Below are 17,798 nucleotides of genomic sequence, written 5' to 3'. Positions count from 1 at the left end.
TTTTTCATCGTGACAGTTTGAATTTAAAGTTAGTAAATTCGAATTATGAACTGTCCTATTTTTAGGGAAGCCTACAAGAAGGGGAAGCCTACAATTATAATTCTAGAGACTTTAAAAATAATCCGCAAACAATAGAAACAAAAGCTGATTTAGCAACTATAATTGTATTCAGAGATTTTGGTAAAGAAATAAAAGAAATACTTGATTTTTCACTAAATGAAGTTGAGTATAAGTTGAAAAGAAACTCCAAAATAGAATTAAAAATACCGACCAAAGTTAAGTCTCAAATCTGTATAGATAATAGCTTGAATAAAAATTGTATGATAATATCTTCTTCAACTTCTTTTCCCAAATATTATAGATTAAAATTAAACAAAAAGAGTCAAGGTTCTATTATCAAAGTAAATGGAAATTCATCTTACTATAAAACACGATTAGAATATTATTCCAAGAGGACGGAAAAATAAAAACTCATTAGTTACGATTGCCAATAACAGTAAAACAAAAAAAGTATTATCGTTATTCCTTAAGGCAAAGAATTTACTAGAAATTCTTATAAAGTTTATTTTTAAACCGAACAAATATTATAAACTTATCAGTGTATGTTATGTAATTGAATCAAATTAGAAAACCAAAAAACCAAGCCCTAAATTCTTTAGCGCTTGGTTTTCTTTTGATATCAATACCCTTTCTACTCTACCGTATAGATTACCGTATTTTTCTGAGTAACCCTAAAATAGCCATGAGCGTAATTATCTGGGTTGGTGGTATTAATACAATTTCCTTTTACATCGACTGGTGTAGATTCAAAAATACCTACTCCGCCCAGTTGATCAATTACGATATCCATATAATTATAGTAAGGTCTAGAAATACTATGCATATTTATGTCAACAACGTCACCAGGCGCTAATGGTTTTATCACACCTTCTTCATCATCGCCAATTTCATACCACCAATCTACTTCATTTCCGTTTATAAATTCATCATCTCCAACTTCTAATGTTGGTAATAAATCAGGTGCTCTTTCAAACTTAAAAAAGTAGTTATCACCTTCTTCTTCAAAATCAGTAAATACAATATGCAACTCAATAGCCTCATCATCAAATCCGTCTTTTGTATCTTGATAAATATCGGTAATATCAGGTACAGGGTTCATGGTGTCATTTGCAGTATATGTTTGTCCGTCATAAATAATTTCTAAGGTATAACTAGCTTCTAATTGCGGATTGAACGTATCGGTAGTATAAGTACCATCAACTTGGTCTGTAAAGAGATAAACTTCTCCATTAACATCATTGGTTACCGATACCTGTGCCCCAACTACCTCTGTACTTTGGGTATCGAAAAATGGTGTAGAAGTACGTAACGTTATGGTTTGTTCATTACCGGTAGTACCTTTTTCCCAATCTAAAGAAGCTTCTACCACCAAACGCAAAGTATCGGTCTGTACATCAACATCGATCACATCTTCACAGCTCACTATGCTTATAGTAAATACTGCTAAAAATAGTTTTATATAGTTTTTCATCGATTTAAAATTTAAAGTTATAAGTGATAGATGGTACAATACCGAAAATAGCAGTTCTAGTAGCTTCATTTGCTCCGGTTTCAATATTCTGCCCAAAAGAAACAGAAGCTGCATTCTTTCGGTTATAGGCATTGTAGATACCTAGAACCCACTCCCCCTTTAATTTAGCATCGGGCTTTTTGTTCGGTTTATAATTTACAGATAAATCTAGACGGTGATATGCCGGCAATCTATCAGAATTTCTATCGGCATAACTGGCAATGGAAACGCCCTCATACTCATACTGACCATTTGGGTACGTAACGGGTCTACCTGTTTGAAAAACAAGATTGGTTCCAAAACTCCATTTGTCATTTAATTGATAAGATCCAGAGATAGAAATATCATGAGTTCTATCATACGGAGTGTTATACCAATTACCATCATTAATACCTAGTCCGCCAGCACTACCACCGGGAGTTCTTTGTTCAGATTTAGAGAGCGTGTAAGCAATCCATCCTGTAAATTTCCCCTCATTTTTACGAAATAACAGCTCTAATCCGTATGCTCTAGATTCTCCTGTTAAAATTTCGGTTTCAATCGTATTCTGACCAATTAAATCTGACCCATCTATATAATCAATTCTATTATCGGTATTCTTATAATAGATTTCCGCCTCCATAGAATATGCTTTGTTCTTAAAGTTTCGAAAATACCCAAGCGCATATTGATTAGATAGTTGTGGGTCGATATATTGTCCGCTGGGTGCCCAAACATCTAAAGGAGTTGCGGAAGAAGTATTCGATAATAAGTGAATGTATTGAGCCACTCTAGAAAAACCAGCTTTTAATGAAGAATTATCATCAATTGTATAGGCAAGTGAAGCTCTAGGTTCTAAATTTCCAAAAGTTTTAATAGCATCACCTTTTTCATAGACCGTCTCCCCTATTACTGTTCCACGCTCATAAATACCTAAGTCTGAATTATAGACCACTGGTTGGTTATTTGCGTATTCCGTCATGGGTTGACCACCCAATCTTGTAAACGCACTATAACGCAATCCGTATTGAGCCGTTAGCTTATCTGTCAATTTATGCTCGGCATTCACATAGACTCCACTTTCAATAGCCTTTTTACGATCTAACAATAGCGGATTAACTGCAGAGGTATCTGAAGTTGGAATAATCTCCCCAGGATCAAATTCATAATGAATTCCGCTTGCACCAAAATCTAGTTTAAATCTATCGCTGAAATAGTATTTAAGATCATACTTTAGATTATAATTTGTGATAGACGAAACCCAGTCGAACTCTGCCGAGGTAATACCCAAATCATAATCGTACTTACTATAAATAGCAGAAAGGTTAGAGAAAAGTTTATCATTAAAAATATGATTCCAACGAAGGTTGGCAGTAGAGTTTCCGTAAGAACTGCTAAAATTCTCTCCCAATTCAAAAGCATCTCTGCCAAAATATCCTGAAAGAAAAAGTCTGTTGTTGGTATTGATTTTATAATTTGTCTTCAAGTTTAAATCATAAAAACTAACGCTGTTATCTTCCCCCGCAGCCTTTAATAAAAGGTCGGCATACGAACGTCTACCGGCAATTAGAAAAGACCCTTTTTCTTTAAATAAGGGACCCTCTAATGCTAAGCGGCTAGAAATAATACCGATACCACCAGTTGCGGCAAATCGTTTACTGTTACCATCTTTCTGCCGTACATCTAACACAGACGAAACACGACCACCATATCTTGCGGGTATACCACCTTTATACAATTTTACATCTTTAATAGCATCTGCATTAAAGACCGAGAAAAAACCGAACATGTGCGATGTATTGTAAATTATAGCCTCATCTAATAATACCAGGTTCTGATCACCGGCACCACCTCTAACATGAAACCCGCCTGTACCTTCACCATTATTGGTAACGCCAGGTAGCATCTGTAAAGATTTCAGAATATCTACTTCGCCCAGCACAACAGGCATTTGTTTTACCGTTTCAATGTTCATTTTAAGAACACTCATTTCTGGTTTTCGTAATACGGCAATTTCAGACTCCTCTGCCGTGACCTCTACTTCATCTAACTTCGTGGAAGTTTCAGAAATTTCGAAATTGAAATTCTGATTTCTATTAAGATTTACATCTTGTTTAATATCAGCATAGCCCATATAGGTAATTAACAACCTGTACTCCCCTTCTGGTGCAGTAATAGAATAGAATCCGTATTCATTGGTAACCACACCAATTGTAGTACCCTCTAAAAAAACGGATGCCCCAAAAAGGGTTTCTCCGTTGTCAATGTCAGAAATTTTACCGCTAATGGTATAGTTTTCTTGAGCAAGCATTGACGTATAAGTAAGTAATAAAATAATAAAACTTGTGACTCTAAGCCACCTTAAGCGCACTTTTCGCTTTCCTTTTTTAATCATGTTGTTTGTTTAATTGATTGATAGACATGTACAATTGACAACTTATTTTTAAGAAGGTTGCACCAAAGTTCATTTTTTAAGAAAATTGTAACATTCAAACCTATGAATGATAGTAACTTCAAAACCCTATTATATTTATAATATATAACAGTAAATGCAACTATCTCAAATTTTGGTTGTCTTTACAATAGAAACCGAAATTAGAGTACAACCAACGGCTAAAATTAATTGAAAAACGAAATCCGTTTTACGCATCAATTCCTTGTTGAAAGCAGCAAGTCTGGCGATAGAACCGCGCAGTATCAACTGTACGAGCTCTACGTAGATGCGATGTACAATATAAGTATGCGATTTTTGGGAATTAAAGAAGATGCCGAAGATATTGTACAAGATAGTTTTGTAGATGCCTTTAGAAATTTAGAAAAGTTTAAATACGAGTCTACTTTTGGTGCATGGTTAAAGCGAATTGTCATTAACAAAAGCATCAATCATTTAAAAGTAAAACGATTACCACTTGCCACGATGGATGATCATGAATTTCATTTAACAGAAGAAGTGGAATGTGAGAAGGTAGATGCTATGGAAATTCTAAAAGTAAAATCGGGTATTGAAAAACTACCAATAGGCTACAAACAAATTATTAATCTATACCTATTAGAAGGTTTTGACCATAATGAAATAAGCGATGTATTGGGGATAACGACATCAACCTCTAAATCTCAGTACCACAGAGCAAAAAAGAAACTAGTAGAAATTATAAACACCTTATAATGGACCAATTTGAAAAACATATTCGCGATAATAAACAGTTTTTTAATGAACGCAAGGCTGACCATGCAAAAATTTGGGGAAATATAGAATCGCAATTAAACGCAGATAAACAACAAGTGATTCCGTTATGGAAATCACCACTAATACGCACTGCGGCAAGTGTTCTAATACTATTAGGTATTGCTGGACTAGTAGGCCTTTCTTTCTCTGCCAGCCCTACTACTGAAACCAATTATGTGTCTCAAGATTTGCAAGATATAGATATGCATTATAAAGGTTTGGTGTCTTACCAAGTGCAATTGGTACAAAAAAACAATCAGTTATCAGATGCAGATAAAGAGGAGTTTTTATCTTTTATGGTAGAACTAGATACAGAATACGAACAACTGAAACTTGAAATGCAGAATAACCTAGACAATGAGCAAGTTCTTGCGGCCATAGTTTCTAATTATAGAAAGCGCATAGAACTCATAGAGAATCTATTACAGCAGCTAAATGAATCTAAAATAAAAGAAGACGATTATGGATATACTTTGTAAAAAACTGAAGCTTTTCGCCTTGGCGATGGTATTAGGTTTTACTGCCCTAGCGCAAGAAAAGGTGTCTAAAAAAACCACCAAGACCTACCCATTCAATAATTCGGGAGAGCTGCATTTAGAAAATAAATATGGCAATATCAATATCTACGGATGGACGAAAGAAGAAGTCTCCATCACCGTAAATATAACCGTCACAGATAAGAAAAAGGATAATGCAGATGATTTGTTGAAACGGATTAACCCTGCAATACGGCGTAGTGATAAGTTTATCTCGGTTAATTATTCAATAGGCGAAAAAAGCTCAGGTTTTTTTACTAACCTGTTCGATAAAGCGAATCCGTTTGATTTTGACCGAAGCAATGTACAGATAGATTATATTGTATACCTCCCTAAAAAAGCAGAGTTAGAGATTGTCAATACATTCGGAGATGTTCTTATAGAAGATTGGGCAGGTATTTTAAAGGCAGATGTGCAACATGGCGATATGTGGATGAACGATAATCTGAACAAAGCAGATATCAACATTAAATATGGCAAGTTGAGAGCCAAAAATATTAATTATGCTAACCTAAATGTAAGTAATGGCGGTTTAGACATGGATCATTCGAATACCATGCGCCTTAATAGTAGTGGTAGCCATATAGATTTACAACAAGCAGAATCTTTAGAGTTTTACTCAAACAAAGATGAAGTTGAAATTAATGAAATAGGTACCCTTTACGGAAACATAAAATTCAGCAAGCTGCGTATTCATAGCCTAAAAAAGGATATCGATTTAAATTTAAAGATTTCAGATCTATGGGTAGAAAGTATACCTACCGCTAGCTCTAGAATTACACTAGAACAAGAATCTTCTGAGGTTAGTATAAACATACTCAATTTTCCACATGACTTCTCAGCGGTACTTGAAGAGGGCTTGGTGCGTTTACCAAAATCATTTCATGATGTTGATTCTAAAATGCTAGATAAAGGCAAAAAATTACGTGAAATTAATGCGGTCTATGGTAAGAATGGAAAAGGAAGAATTTCAATCTCTGGAAAAAAAGGAGTGGTTTTATTAAAAGAACTTTAAAAGATTGTTTTTTAAAATTAGTGCTATATATAATTAAAACGGTAAATTTCGATTTAGAACTAAAATCAAATTTACCAAATGAAAAGCTTAAACAATTGTATACTCATACTACTCACTATTTTCAGTATTGCAACTACTGCACAAGAAGCTAATTATGCCGATTTACTTCAAAATATAGATGCAAGAGAAAAAACATCTCTAAATGGCAAATGGGATATTATCGTAGATCCATTAGAAAACGGATTCTATAATCACAGGCTGCAAGAATATGATAAAGGCTACTTCAAGAATGCAAAAATGCAATCTCCGTCAGACCTAATAGAATATAATTTCGACACCAGTTTACAATTAAATGTTCCAGGTGATTGGAATACCCAAATGGATAAGCTTTACTACTATGAAGGTACATTGTGGTACAAGAAAGATTTTAATTATACCCCTACTTCTGATCAAGAAAGCCTTCTATATTTTGAAGCCGTAAACTACGAAGCAATCGTTTATTTGAACGGCGAAAAATTAGGTAAACATGTTGGTGGCTACACTCCGTTTCAATTCAATGTCACCGATAAACTTGTTGAAGGCAATAACTTTGTTGTAGTAAAGGTCGATAACAAACGTAAAAAAGAAAATGTACCGACAGTAAATCAAGATTGGTGGAATTATGGTGGTATTACAAGATCCGTTCACTTAATAAACGTACCTAAAACCCATATTGAAGATTACTCCGTTCAATTAGAAAAAGGAACGACCAATACAATCAGTGGATGGGTGACTGTAGCAAATTCTACAAATGGTGACGCTGTAAGCATTAAAATACCAGAGCTTAAGAAAACAGTATTAGCTACATTAAAAAATGGGAAAGCTTCTTTTGCAATCAATGCTAAACCCAATTTATGGTCCCCAAATTCTCCTAAACTATATGAGGCAATTATTGAAACCAGTACTGATAAAGTAATCGATAATATAGGTTTTAGAAACATCTCAACAGATGGCTCTAAAATATTGGTCAATGGCAAGGAAACATTCTTAAAAGGCATTAGTATTCATGAGGAAGCCGCATTTAAAACAGGTCGTGTTGTGTCGGTTGAAGAATGCAAAGTACTTTTAAATTGGGCAAAAGAATTAGGTTGTAATTTTCTAAGATTAGCACATTATCCACATTCTGAGGCAATGGTGAAAGAAGCAGAGAAAATGGGCTTTTTAATTTGGTCAGAAATCCCCGTGTATTGGACTATTCAGTTCGAGAATCAGGATACCTACGCCAATGCAGAAAACCAACTTGCCGAAATGATTTCACGCGATAAAAATAGAGCTTCGGTAATATTATGGTCTATGGCAAATGAAACACCAGAAAGTGAGTCACGACTGTCATTTATTAGCAATTTGGCTGAGAAAGCTCGCGAATTAGATAACACCAGATTGATTACTGCGGCGTTAGATACCCAAGGTAAAGGTGATGATGGAAATTTAATTGAAGATCCTTTAGGTGAAGTAGTTGATGTTATTGGTATTAATAATTATTGCGGATGGTACTATGGTGATGTAGATTCTTGCAGCAGTATTAAATGGGCAAGCGCTTACAATAAACCAATGATCATGAGTGAAATTGGTGGGGGTGCTTTATACGGATTACATGGTGATGCAAATGAAAGATGGACCGAAGAATACCAAGATGCATTGTTCAAATCGAATATTGAGATGATGAAAAATATCGAATTTATGACAGGATTATCCCCTTGGATTTTAATGGATTTCCGTTCATCAAGACGCCCCTTACGTAGAATTCAAGATGATTTTAACAGAAAAGGATTGATCTCTGAACAAGGCATGAAAAAGAAAGCGTTTTTCACACTACAAGAGTATTATCTTGAAATGGATGAGAAGTAAAGATTCTGTATCTCTATGAATATAAAAGCGATTGGTTACATCTTGGTAATCAATCGCTTTTATACTTTTAATATAGTTACTCCGTATAAGCACCAGAAGAATAGGTTAATTCATAACTGTGTGTGTATACTTCAAACACGATTCCGAATGGATCTTCAACATAACACATTTTGTAAGGCTTGTCTTTTGGATAATACTCACGAATTGGCATACGTTTTTTACCACCATGTACTACTATTTTGGCAACTAAGTCTTCAATATTTGGGTCTTGTATACAAAAATGAAACAAACCTGTATTAAACGGATTGAATTCTGGTGCTTCCTTTACTCCGTGAGGAAAAGAGAATAATTCTACTCCGATTCCATCAGATGTAGACATGTGGGCAATTTCAAACTCTTCCCAGTCATTACCAAAAACATCAATACACATTAAACCGATTGCCGTTTCTTTCTCTTTCTTAATTTTAGACGGCTTCATGATTACGTACCATCCCATTACCTCAGAATAAAATTCTACTGCTTTCTCTAAATCTGGTACAGTAATACCAATATGTGAAAATGATTTTGGGTATTCTTTATTCTTATCCATAGTTCTAATTTTAATACAAAATAAATCTATATTTGCCTTATAGGCAATAACTTACCAAAAAGTACTATAGTTACCAAAAAAAGTTAATTGCTGTTTTACAGATAGTTATATTTAATATGAGTTCAAAAAATTATTGTCCGTTAGATCATACCATGAATTTAATTGGCACAAAGTGGAAGCCCATTGTGCTTTTTAATCTATTAGATGGTCCGTTACGTTCAGGTATACTTCAGAAAAAAGTTCCAGGCATATCTAATAAAATGTTCACCCAAACCGTGCGAGAATTAGAAAAAGACGGATTGATTACCCGAGAGGTCTTCCCTGTAGTACCACCAAAAGTAGAATACGGTTTAAGTGAGCGCGGAACATCGCTTAAAAGTATATTATTAAGTTTAGACTCGTGGGGGCAAATGACACTACAAATAGCTAGTATAAAACGAATTAGCTGTTAGCTTACACAACAAATCTTAGAAATTTGGGTTTTAGTTAAAAAATATCGGTTTTTGGTGCAACTATTTGTTGCTTAGGTTGTCTATTAGGTAATCAATCAAAAATCAAACAGTAATGAGACCACTACAAATCAGCCTACTAGTATTAGTTTTCATGTCCGCTTTAACAAGCTACGGACAAGAAGAAACTGACGAATACCTAGAATTTAATGATCGTAATAATGTCGTACATGGTGTCTATGTTGGCATAAACATGGGCTTAGGTGAAATTGATGACAAAAACGCATATAATGGCGGACTAAAGATTGCCTACGTCGCCAACCAGCAATTTGAAGTTGGTTTTGCTGGTAATTTTTTATATTCTGAACAAGATATTTATAATAATAGTCTTTCAAGAAATGAAGACCTGATCGCAGTTTATGGCGGTCTACATTTAGAACCCATATTTTTTAGCAAGAGACGGGTAAACCTATCTTTTCCACTTTTATTAGGTGCAGGTGCAGTCGGTTATATCGATAATAAATTTAAGGACGATGAAAGCTACGGTGATGACCTTACCGAAGATGATTTTGATGCGGTATTTGTTGCCGAACCTGGCATAAACGCATTATTTAATATCTCAAGATACTTACAATTAGAGGCAGGAGTAAAATATCGCTTTTCCAGTAGAATAGATCTACCTCCAACTAGAATTACCCGTATAAATGGTTTCTCGGCCGGTATAGGTATAAAGGTTGGCATATTTAATATGGGGCGCAACCGTTATAAGAAAAACGTGCAATGATTAAAAAAAAGAAACCTACCAAAGTCTTTTCGCAAGAAGTTATCGATACACAGCATGTATTTACAGAAGATGATCAAGTTTACATTAAGAATAAAGCAACTAACAACAAAAAACGCCAAGAAGCGTATTCACCTATCAAATTTAAATGGGTTTCAATTAGTGAGGTACAAGATTGTTTAGTTCTTGAATAAATCAAATACATAAGTATATTTGGGTCGTGACATCGCTAGAATTATGAACTCAAAAATCATACAAATCACTTCTAAAGAAACATTACCGATCAGACATCAGGTAATGTGGCCAACTAAGCCTTTAGATTACGTAAAATTGCCTAATGACAACAAAGGTCTACATTACGGACTATATTTAGATAATACATTAATTTCAATAGTATCCTTATTTATTACCGACGAAGAAGCGCAATTTAGAAAATTTGCTACATTAGAAAATCACCAAGGTAAAGGATATGGCAGTTTACTACTAAATGAAATCATACAAGTTGCTGGTAAGAAATCATTGAAAAGAATCTGGTGTAATGCCAGAACAAGTAAAGTGGATTATTATAAAAAATTTGGAATGGTAGTCACTGATAGCACCTTCAGAAAGGAAGGTTTAGATTATATTATCATGGAACGGATATTTTGACACCTTATTCCTGAAAATTCCTGCTGATATATTATGGTATTGATAATAATACTAGTTATAAACAATACCAACAAGTAATCCCATAGATTCATTTAAAAATTATCTTATTTTAGAACGAAAATTTTCTTCTAGGTAATTATTTAAATAACAGTTATGCAGATGTTTACTAAGCTTATAAAATCTATATTAGTTGTATTAATTCTCAGTTCAAGTGTAACTGCCCAAGAAAATTCTAGCCAAATGAATTCAACTGAAAAAGAAGAAATTGCATTCTTGCTTTTCGACAACTATGAAACCCTTGATGTATTTGGGCCTGCTGAAATATTTGGACGATTAACCGACTTATATACTTTAAAATTCTATTCACTTGAAGGTGGTATTGTGACCAATAGACATCAAGTCCCAATAATGACAGAAAAACTAGCAGATATCAATAAGAGGCCATTTGCCTTTTTAATTCCTGGTGGTTTAGGAACGAGAGTAGAAGTAAATAACGATAAGCTAATAACTTCTATTAAAGATATAAGTCTATCGAGTACATATGTTATGACCGTCTGTACAGGAAGTGCCCTTTTAGCAAAGTCAGGACTTTTAGATAAAAGGCAGGCTACTTCAAACAAACGTGCATTTGCATGGGTCGTTATCAACGGACCAGAGGTGCAATGGGATAAAGAAGCTCGTTGGAAAGTAGACGAAAATTATTATACTTCTTCAGGTGTAAGTGCAGGTATGGATATGGCTTTAGGATTTTTAGCCGACCGACACGGTTTAGATTTTGCTAGAAATGTAGCTTGGGAAATAGAATACAACTGGATCGAAGACAAGGATAATGATACGTTTACTGCAGAATGATAAACTTCATCAAAAGCAGTTAACGTATCATTTGAACTTATAAAATCTATTTCTGCCTTTTCATTAATTCAGCTTCAATATCTTTAAGTGTAAAGCCTTTTGCCTGTAACAGCATTAAGTAGTGAAATAATAAATCTGCACTCTCGTACAAGAACAACTCATCATTATCATCCATTGCTTCAATAACAGTTTCAACAGCTTCCTCCCCTACTTTTTGGGCAATTTTATTTATTCCTTTTTTAAACAAAGAAGCTACATAAGATTTGCTATCGTCAGCAGTAGTTCTTCTTTCTTTAATAGTATCTTCTAACTCTGAAAAGAATCCGAATTGTGAATTGTTTTCTTCTTTCCAACAGGTATCTGTACCGGTATGACATGTAGGTCCTACAGGATTTACAGTAATTAAAAGTGAATCATCGTCACAGTCATTTTTAATAGAAACTAAATTCAAAAAGTTTCCGCTTTCTTCACCTTTAGTCCATAAACGCTGCTTAGAACGACTAAAAAATGTAACCTTACCACTATCAGTAGTTTTCTTCAAAGCTTCGCCATTCATGTAGCCAAGCATCAATACATTCTTCGTACGTGCGTCTTGTATAATCACAGGTACTAGTCCGTCACTCATTTTCTCCCAATTAGGTGTATTAAACTCCATATTCTTTTTATTCAATTTCAATTCTATTAATCATATTTTTTAAAAGACGATATACTTATCGTTAAACCAAACCTTCGATTGCACTTAGGATAATATTTCATTTAATAGGCTCACAAACCGTAAACTAATATAACCAACTCAACACTAATCAAGAGCAAAATTTACTGCAGCAAAAGCATGTTCTACTGTAGTATCAACAACCACAATGTCACAATCCTCTTGCTTAATTAGCAAAGGTATTTCGGTACAACCTAAAATCACCCCTTCTGCCCCTTGAATTTCAGACTTTTTTATAATATCTAAATAATGTTGTTTAGAGTCTGTAGTAATTATACCTTTGGCTAACTCCGTGTAAATAATAGAATGAACTATCTCGCGGTCATTTTCATCGGGAATCATTACTTCTATACCAAATTGGTTCTCTAAAATTTCTTTATAGAAATCAAGCTCCATTGTATACTTAGTTCCAAGTAATAATACCTTCTTACAACCTTTTTGTTTCACAGCTTCGCCAGCAACTTCTGCAATATGCAAAAGAGGAACTGTAATTTTTTCTTTGATCGCAGGAACACTAAGGTGCATTGTATTAGCACAAATAAGAATGATATCTGCACCCGCATTCTCTAAACGAACGGCAATATCTGTCATTTGAGAATGTAAATTATCCCAATCTCCACTTGCTTGTTTTGAAGATATCTCTGCAAAATTTACCGATTCAATAATACATTCACAAGAACTCTGATCACCAAGTATTTTAGCAACTTTGTTATTTAATAATTGATAATACAATTTAGTAGACTGCCAGGTGATTCCTCCAATAAGACCTATTTTTTTCATTATATTTTTATTAAAAAGTTTGGTATACCAAATCCTTCAACTGCACTCGGTCACTAATCGTAGTCGAAGTGACATTTCGCTTATCAAATCTGCAAACTGAACAGTGATACTGTTTACTAAAAACTGTAAACTATAATCGAACAGGAATACCGTTATTCTTCAAGTCAGTCTTCAATTCTTGAATACCTATTTCCTTAAAGTGAAAAACACTAGCCGCCAAAGCTGCATCTGCTTTACCTTCAACAAAAGTATCAGTAAAATGCTGTTTGTTACCTGCACCACCTGAAGCAATTATTGGAATATTTAACTCCGTTGACAATTTTGCCAATGCTTCATTTGCGAATCCGTCTTTAGTGCCATCATTATCCATTGAGGTAAAGAGAATTTCTCCTGCACCTCGTTCTTCTACTTCTTTTGCCCATTCAAATAATTTTCTGTCGGTCGGTAGTTTACCTCCAACCAAATGCACTATCCACTCTCCATCAATCTGTTTAGCATCTATAGCAACAACAATACATTGCGACCCAAATTTGGCAACCAAATCGTTAATCAACTGCGGATTCTTTACGGCAGATGAATTTATTGAAACCTTATCCGCTCCGTTATGCAGCAAAATATCTACATCTTCAACAGAAGAAATTCCGCCACCAACAGTAAACGGAATATTAACTTTTTCTGCAACGCGATACACTAAATCTGCCAATGTTTTTCTTTTCTGTTCCGTTGCCGAAATATCTAAGAACACCAATTCATCTGCCCCTTCGCGACTATAAATTTCAGCCAACTCAACAGGGTCACCCGCATCACGTAAGTCAACAAAATTGACACCTTTTACAGTTCTACCATCTTTGATATCTAAACAAGGTATTATTCTCTTAGCAAGCATATTTTTTTAGTATTAAGCACTAATTACTCATTTTTAATATTCAAATCTACTCCGTCATAAAATCCCAAATCTTTTTCTTTAATCAGTTTCACATAAAAAGCAATTTGACCGGTATGGTATGAATAATGTTCAACGGCATGCATAATTGCACCAACCCCCGAAAAAGACATTCCTTGTACAGATCTCACTTTTATCAACTTATCGGCTGTAGAATCAAATATGACACGTTTTACGGAATCTACCGTATCTTCCAACTTATGTAATAACTCTGCTTTTGTTAGACCTGAATTAACAGAAAACTCGGCATCTCTATTTCTATTATCATCGATCTCGCCTATAGAAGAAATTACATATTGTGTCATATTACCACACAGATGTAAAATAAGATTAGCTATACTGTTTAAAGAAGCATTAGGTTTCTGCCAAATTTCTTCTTCCGATATTTCAGAAAGACTTTTCTTAATCATACGTGTACTTTCATCCATACGGTACATCGCATTTTCAACAATTTCTTCAACTAAGCGTTCTTCTTTATCCATTACCTAAAATATATGTTTCTAATTGCTTTAAGCTTATTCTATTTTCATAAATAGCTTTACCGATAATGGTGCCTTCACAACCCATTTCTGCTAATTTAGGTAATTCATCAAAAGTTGATATTCCGCCACTGGCAATTAATTTTATTTGTAACACAGATTGGTCTTCAACTGCGCTCAGACTGACATCTGTTTGTGCAATTATCTTCTTGTATAAATCAAAAGACGGACCTTCTAACATACCATCCTTACTAATATCAGTGCAAATTACATATTGAATTCCTTTTTGTTGATATGATTGTATAAATGGAATCAATTCTTCCTTTGACTCTTCTAGCCAACCAGAAACAGCTACCTTTTCATCCATAGCATCTGCACCTAATATTATTTTATCAGCACCATGCTTTTCTATCCAACCAAGAAAAGTTTTAGGATCTTTTACTGCAATACTACCACCAGTAATTTGTCTAGCACCACTTTCAAAAGCAATACGTAAATCGTCATCAGTTTTTAATCCACCTCCAAAATCAATTTGTAAACCTGTTTGCGAGGCAATCTGCTCTAAAACTTTATGGTTGACGATATGTTTAGATTTTGCACCATCTAAATCCACTAAATGCAGATGCTTAATACCGTGTGCCTCAAATTCTTTAGCTACCTCTAACGGGTTCTCATTATATATTTTTTTGGTATCGTAGTCTCCCTTAGAAAGGCGGACACATTTACCATCAATGATATCTATAGCAGGAATAATTCTCATTCTTTAATCTAAAATTTGTTTATCAACAGACATCCACAATGGTGAATCTCCTATTTTATTAAATCCGAAACGCTCATATAACAAATGGGCATCTTTAGTTTTTAATGCTAATGTTTTAAGTTTTTTAATGGTAGTATCTTCTAACATCGCTTTCACTAAAATCTTACCATAACCCTTACCTTGAAATTTATCTAGAATAATCACATCCATAAAATATCCGAAATAAATATAATCGGTGACTACTCTGGCAAAGCCAATTTGATCATTTTCTTTAGTGTATATTCCAAAACAGTAAGAGTTTTCAATCGTTGTTTTTACTTCTTCTAATGTTCTATTGTCACCCCAATATGAATTAGCAATAAACTGTTGAATTGCATCTACATTGACAAGGTTTTTATCAGTTGAAATAAAATAATCTTGCTTCATTACATTTTTAAAAAATTCTCTAAAATCTTCTCCCCTACGTCACTAGATTTCTCTGGGTGAAACTGAGTACCGTAAAAATTATCTTTTCTCAATGCAGCACTATAATCTAAACCATAAGTACATTCAGCAATTGTTTCAGAACACAATGGCGCATAAAAACTATGCACTAGATAAATATGCTCTTTTTCTTCAATACCATTAAATAATTCAGATTTCAAATTTGTAATCTGATTCCATCCAATCTGTGGAACCTTTACTGTATTATCAAACTTTACGACATCAACATCAAAGATTCCGAGTCCTGTTGTGTTTCCCTCTTCAGACGAATGACACATTAATTGCATACCTAAGCAAATACCTAAAACAGGTTGCTTCAATGTGGGAATTAATTTATCCAATCCGCTATCACGAAGTTTGTGCATAGCGCTACTCGCCTCACCTACTCCTGGAAATATTACTTTATCAGCACTCTGTATTTCAGAAACATCATTACTTAAAATAGCCTCGTAACCTAAGCGTTTTATAGCAAATTTGATACTCTGAATATTTCCTGCTCCGTAATTTATTATTACAATTTTCATAAGCTCAGATACAAGGTTAAACGTACAAAGTACAAAGTGTTTATAGTATTTTTCATTTCTTTAAATTCTATTTGCTCGTGACGTTTTTATTGAGGCTACAATAATTGCCAAAAGTTCTTTAGCCTCTTTGTGTAATATAATTATCTCTTCTTTTCTTTCAGAATTAACTTCTAAAAACAGTTCTAACCAATATGCAGATTCATCAATTTCCTCTTCAACAATCTTTAGTTATTTATAAAATCAGCGGTAGATTTTACTCTTTGTGAAGCTCTATAATTTGCACCAACTGAGCTAGAACTTCTTATTAATTGTCTTACCCAAGCATCCAATTCTCTTGACCGCGGAACTTGTTTGCAGAATAACCAACAATCTACAGCAAATTGTTTAGTTCGTTTTTTTAAATCTTGCATTACTTTGTACTTATAACTTCACACCTCGTACTTTATAATACTCCTTTGGTACTTGGTAAAACCATTTTTTCAACATCTCTTTTAACCGCCATTTTTATACTTTTTGCAAAAGCTTTAAAAATTGCTTCAATTTTATGATGTTCGTTGGTACCTTCTGCCTTAATATTTAGGTTTGCTTTTGCTCCGTCAGTGAACGATTTAAAGAAATGATGAAACATTTCTGTAGGCATATCACCCACCATTTCACGCTTAAAGTCTGCATCCCAGACTAACCAATTTCTGCCACCAAAATCTATGGCAGATTGCGCTAGACAATCATCCATTGGTAAACAGAATCCGTATCGTTCAATACCTAATTTATTTCCTAAGGCCATATGAAATACTTCACCAAGCGCAATACCTGTATCTTCTATAGTATGGTGTTCATCAACTTCTAGATCACCATCTACCTTTATCATCAGATCCATTTGCCCATGACGAGCCAATTGATCTAGCATATGGTCAAAAAATGCCAATCCGGTTTTAATATCACTTTTACCAGTACCATCTAGGTTCAGTTTTATGGCAATATCAGTTTCATTAGTTTTTCTATGAATTTCAGCCGTTCTGTCATTCAATTTCAAGAACTCATAAATCTTCTCCCAATCATTGCTTTCAATAGCAATATGGCTATCTAGTTCATCACGTTTTACCGTAATTTCACCCGTACCCAAGTTGGTCTCATCATTTATGAAAATACCTTTAGAGCCTAAGTTCTTAGCCAATTCCATATCGGTTAATCTATCACCTATTACATAAGAATTTTCTAAATCATATTCATCAGAAAAATACTCGGTCAGTAAACCAGTACCAGGTTTTCTAGTATCAGCATTTTCATGTGGAAAAGTTCTATCTAAAAACACCTTATCAAAAACGACGCCTTCATTTTCAAAAGACTTTAATATGAAATTATGCACCGGCCAAAAGGTGTTTTCAGGAAAAACATCTGTTCCCAATCCGTCTTGATTGGTAATCATCACCAACTCATAATCAAGTTCTTTGGCAATTTTACCAAGAAAAGTGAATGACTTTGGATAGAATATCATTTTCTCAAATGCATCTATTTGCTCATCTACGGTTTCTTTGATTATGGTTCCATCACGATCAATAAATAGTACTCTTTTTTTATTTCCCAT

The 17,798-nt window shown here is 34.1% G+C and carries 21 protein-coding genes; 9 read left to right on the top strand and 12 right to left on the bottom strand.

Going from position 1 to position 17,798, the window contains the following annotated elements; all coding sequences use genetic code 11:
• Positions 1 to 691: 691 nt before the first annotated feature.
• Together Q4500_RS16010 and Q4500_RS16005 are read right to left on the bottom strand one after the other, a co-directional pair.
• Positions 692 to 1,531, bottom strand: a complete 840-nt coding sequence (locus tag Q4500_RS16010) for a DUF4249 family protein (RefSeq protein ID WP_303600599.1) — start codon at positions 1,529 to 1,531, stop codon at positions 692 to 694.
• A 4-nt stretch (positions 1,532 to 1,535) separates the two neighbouring features.
• Positions 1,536 to 3,944 (bottom strand): TonB-dependent receptor, encoded by a 2,409-nt coding sequence (locus Q4500_RS16005; protein ID WP_303600598.1) that lies wholly within the window; start codon positions 3,942 to 3,944, stop codon positions 1,536 to 1,538.
• 228 nt (positions 3,945 to 4,172) lie between these two features.
• Between Q4500_RS16005 and Q4500_RS16000 the strand changes: the two genes are divergently transcribed.
• From Q4500_RS16000 to Q4500_RS15985, 4 genes are all read left to right on the top strand, one after another.
• The gene (locus tag Q4500_RS16000; RefSeq protein WP_303600597.1) at positions 4,173 to 4,715 is read left to right on the top strand and encodes an RNA polymerase sigma factor; all 543 of its coding nucleotides are present in this window, start codon (positions 4,173 to 4,175) and stop codon (positions 4,713 to 4,715) included.
• On the top strand, positions 4,715 to 5,254 hold the full coding sequence (locus Q4500_RS15995; RefSeq protein ID WP_303600596.1) for a hypothetical protein: 540 nt from the start codon (positions 4,715 to 4,717) through the stop codon (positions 5,252 to 5,254). Before Q4500_RS16000 ends, Q4500_RS15995 begins: the two co-directional genes overlap by 1 nt.
• Complete coding sequence (locus Q4500_RS15990; protein ID WP_303600595.1) at positions 5,238 to 6,326, top strand: hypothetical protein; 1,089 nt, start codon at positions 5,238 to 5,240, stop codon at positions 6,324 to 6,326. The genes Q4500_RS15995 and Q4500_RS15990 overlap by 17 nt, the downstream gene beginning before the upstream one ends.
• A 78-nt stretch (positions 6,327 to 6,404) precedes the next feature.
• Entirely contained in the window at positions 6,405 to 8,213 is a 1,809-nt protein-coding gene (locus Q4500_RS15985; protein ID WP_303600594.1) for a glycoside hydrolase family 2 protein, read from the top strand.
• 76 nt (positions 8,214 to 8,289) lie between these two features.
• Here Q4500_RS15985 and Q4500_RS15980 read toward each other — a convergent pair whose 3' ends face one another.
• Complete coding sequence (locus Q4500_RS15980) at positions 8,290 to 8,802, bottom strand: lactoylglutathione lyase family protein (protein WP_303600593.1); 513 nt, start codon at positions 8,800 to 8,802, stop codon at positions 8,290 to 8,292.
• Between the two features lie 116 nt (positions 8,803 to 8,918).
• Between Q4500_RS15980 and Q4500_RS15975 the strand changes: the two genes are divergently transcribed.
• The 5 genes from Q4500_RS15975 to Q4500_RS15955 all read left to right on the top strand — a co-directional run bounded on the left by Q4500_RS15975 (position 8,919) and on the right by Q4500_RS15955 (position 11,532).
• Positions 8,919 to 9,254 carry a helix-turn-helix domain-containing protein gene (locus tag Q4500_RS15975; RefSeq protein ID WP_303600592.1) on the top strand — a complete coding sequence of 112 codons (336 nt, stop codon included), beginning with the start codon at positions 8,919 to 8,921 and terminating at the stop codon, positions 9,252 to 9,254.
• Between the two features lie 112 nt (positions 9,255 to 9,366).
• A complete protein-coding gene (locus tag Q4500_RS15970) occupies positions 9,367 to 10,035 on the top strand; it encodes a hypothetical protein (RefSeq protein WP_303600591.1) in 669 nt (222 codons plus the stop codon).
• Complete coding sequence (locus Q4500_RS15965) at positions 10,032 to 10,226, top strand: hypothetical protein (protein WP_303600590.1); 195 nt, start codon at positions 10,032 to 10,034, stop codon at positions 10,224 to 10,226. The genes Q4500_RS15970 and Q4500_RS15965 overlap by 4 nt, the downstream gene beginning before the upstream one ends.
• Before the next feature lie 43 nt (positions 10,227 to 10,269).
• A complete protein-coding gene (locus Q4500_RS15960) occupies positions 10,270 to 10,680 on the top strand; it encodes a GNAT family N-acetyltransferase (RefSeq protein ID WP_303600589.1) in 411 nt (136 codons plus the stop codon).
• A gap of 240 nt (positions 10,681 to 10,920) precedes the next feature.
• On the top strand, positions 10,921 to 11,532 hold the full coding sequence (locus Q4500_RS15955) for a DJ-1/PfpI family protein (protein ID WP_303600588.1): 612 nt from the start codon (positions 10,921 to 10,923) through the stop codon (positions 11,530 to 11,532).
• A 46-nt stretch (positions 11,533 to 11,578) separates the two neighbouring features.
• Here Q4500_RS15955 and hisIE read toward each other — a convergent pair whose 3' ends face one another.
• The 9 genes from hisIE to hisB form a co-directional block, all read right to left on the bottom strand.
• Positions 11,579 to 12,187: a bifunctional phosphoribosyl-AMP cyclohydrolase/phosphoribosyl-ATP diphosphatase HisIE gene (hisIE, locus tag Q4500_RS15950; RefSeq protein WP_303600601.1), complete on the bottom strand. Its 609-nt coding sequence runs from the start codon at positions 12,185 to 12,187 to the stop codon at positions 11,579 to 11,581.
• A 144-nt stretch (positions 12,188 to 12,331) separates the two neighbouring features.
• Entirely contained in the window at positions 12,332 to 13,024 is a 693-nt protein-coding gene (locus Q4500_RS15945) for an aspartate/glutamate racemase family protein (RefSeq protein WP_303600587.1), read from the bottom strand.
• Positions 13,025 to 13,154: 130 nt separating this feature from the next.
• Entirely contained in the window at positions 13,155 to 13,910 is a 756-nt protein-coding gene (gene hisF / locus Q4500_RS15940) for an imidazole glycerol phosphate synthase subunit HisF (RefSeq protein WP_303600586.1), read from the bottom strand.
• Between the two features lie 23 nt (positions 13,911 to 13,933).
• Positions 13,934 to 14,449, bottom strand: a complete 516-nt coding sequence (locus tag Q4500_RS15935; protein WP_299799496.1) for a DinB family protein — start codon at positions 14,447 to 14,449, stop codon at positions 13,934 to 13,936.
• Complete coding sequence (gene hisA / locus Q4500_RS15930; protein ID WP_299799495.1) at positions 14,442 to 15,206, bottom strand: 1-(5-phosphoribosyl)-5-[(5-phosphoribosylamino)methylideneamino]imidazole-4-carboxamide isomerase; 765 nt, start codon at positions 15,204 to 15,206, stop codon at positions 14,442 to 14,444. The genes Q4500_RS15935 and hisA overlap by 8 nt, the downstream gene beginning before the upstream one ends.
• 3 nt (positions 15,207 to 15,209) lie before the next feature.
• Positions 15,210 to 15,632, bottom strand: coding sequence for a GNAT family N-acetyltransferase (locus Q4500_RS15925; protein WP_303600585.1), 423 nt, complete (start codon positions 15,630 to 15,632; stop codon positions 15,210 to 15,212).
• A complete protein-coding gene (gene hisH, locus Q4500_RS15920; protein WP_303600584.1) occupies positions 15,632 to 16,213 on the bottom strand; it encodes an imidazole glycerol phosphate synthase subunit HisH in 582 nt (193 codons plus the stop codon). Before hisH ends, Q4500_RS15925 begins: the two co-directional genes overlap by 1 nt.
• A gap of 224 nt (positions 16,214 to 16,437) precedes the next feature.
• Positions 16,438 to 16,623 carry a four helix bundle protein gene (locus Q4500_RS15915; RefSeq protein WP_303600583.1) on the bottom strand — a complete coding sequence of 62 codons (186 nt, stop codon included), beginning with the start codon at positions 16,621 to 16,623 and terminating at the stop codon, positions 16,438 to 16,440.
• A gap of 32 nt (positions 16,624 to 16,655) precedes the next feature.
• A complete protein-coding gene (hisB, locus tag Q4500_RS15910; protein ID WP_303600582.1) occupies positions 16,656 to 17,798 on the bottom strand; it encodes a bifunctional histidinol-phosphatase/imidazoleglycerol-phosphate dehydratase HisB in 1,143 nt (380 codons plus the stop codon).

This window comes from Maribacter sp. 1_MG-2023 (genome assembly GCF_030547005.1).
Taxonomy (GTDB): domain Bacteria; phylum Bacteroidota; class Bacteroidia; order Flavobacteriales; family Flavobacteriaceae; genus Maribacter.
Note: the sequence above shows the minus strand (reverse complement) of the source record. Positions and strands in the feature narration are given on the sequence as shown.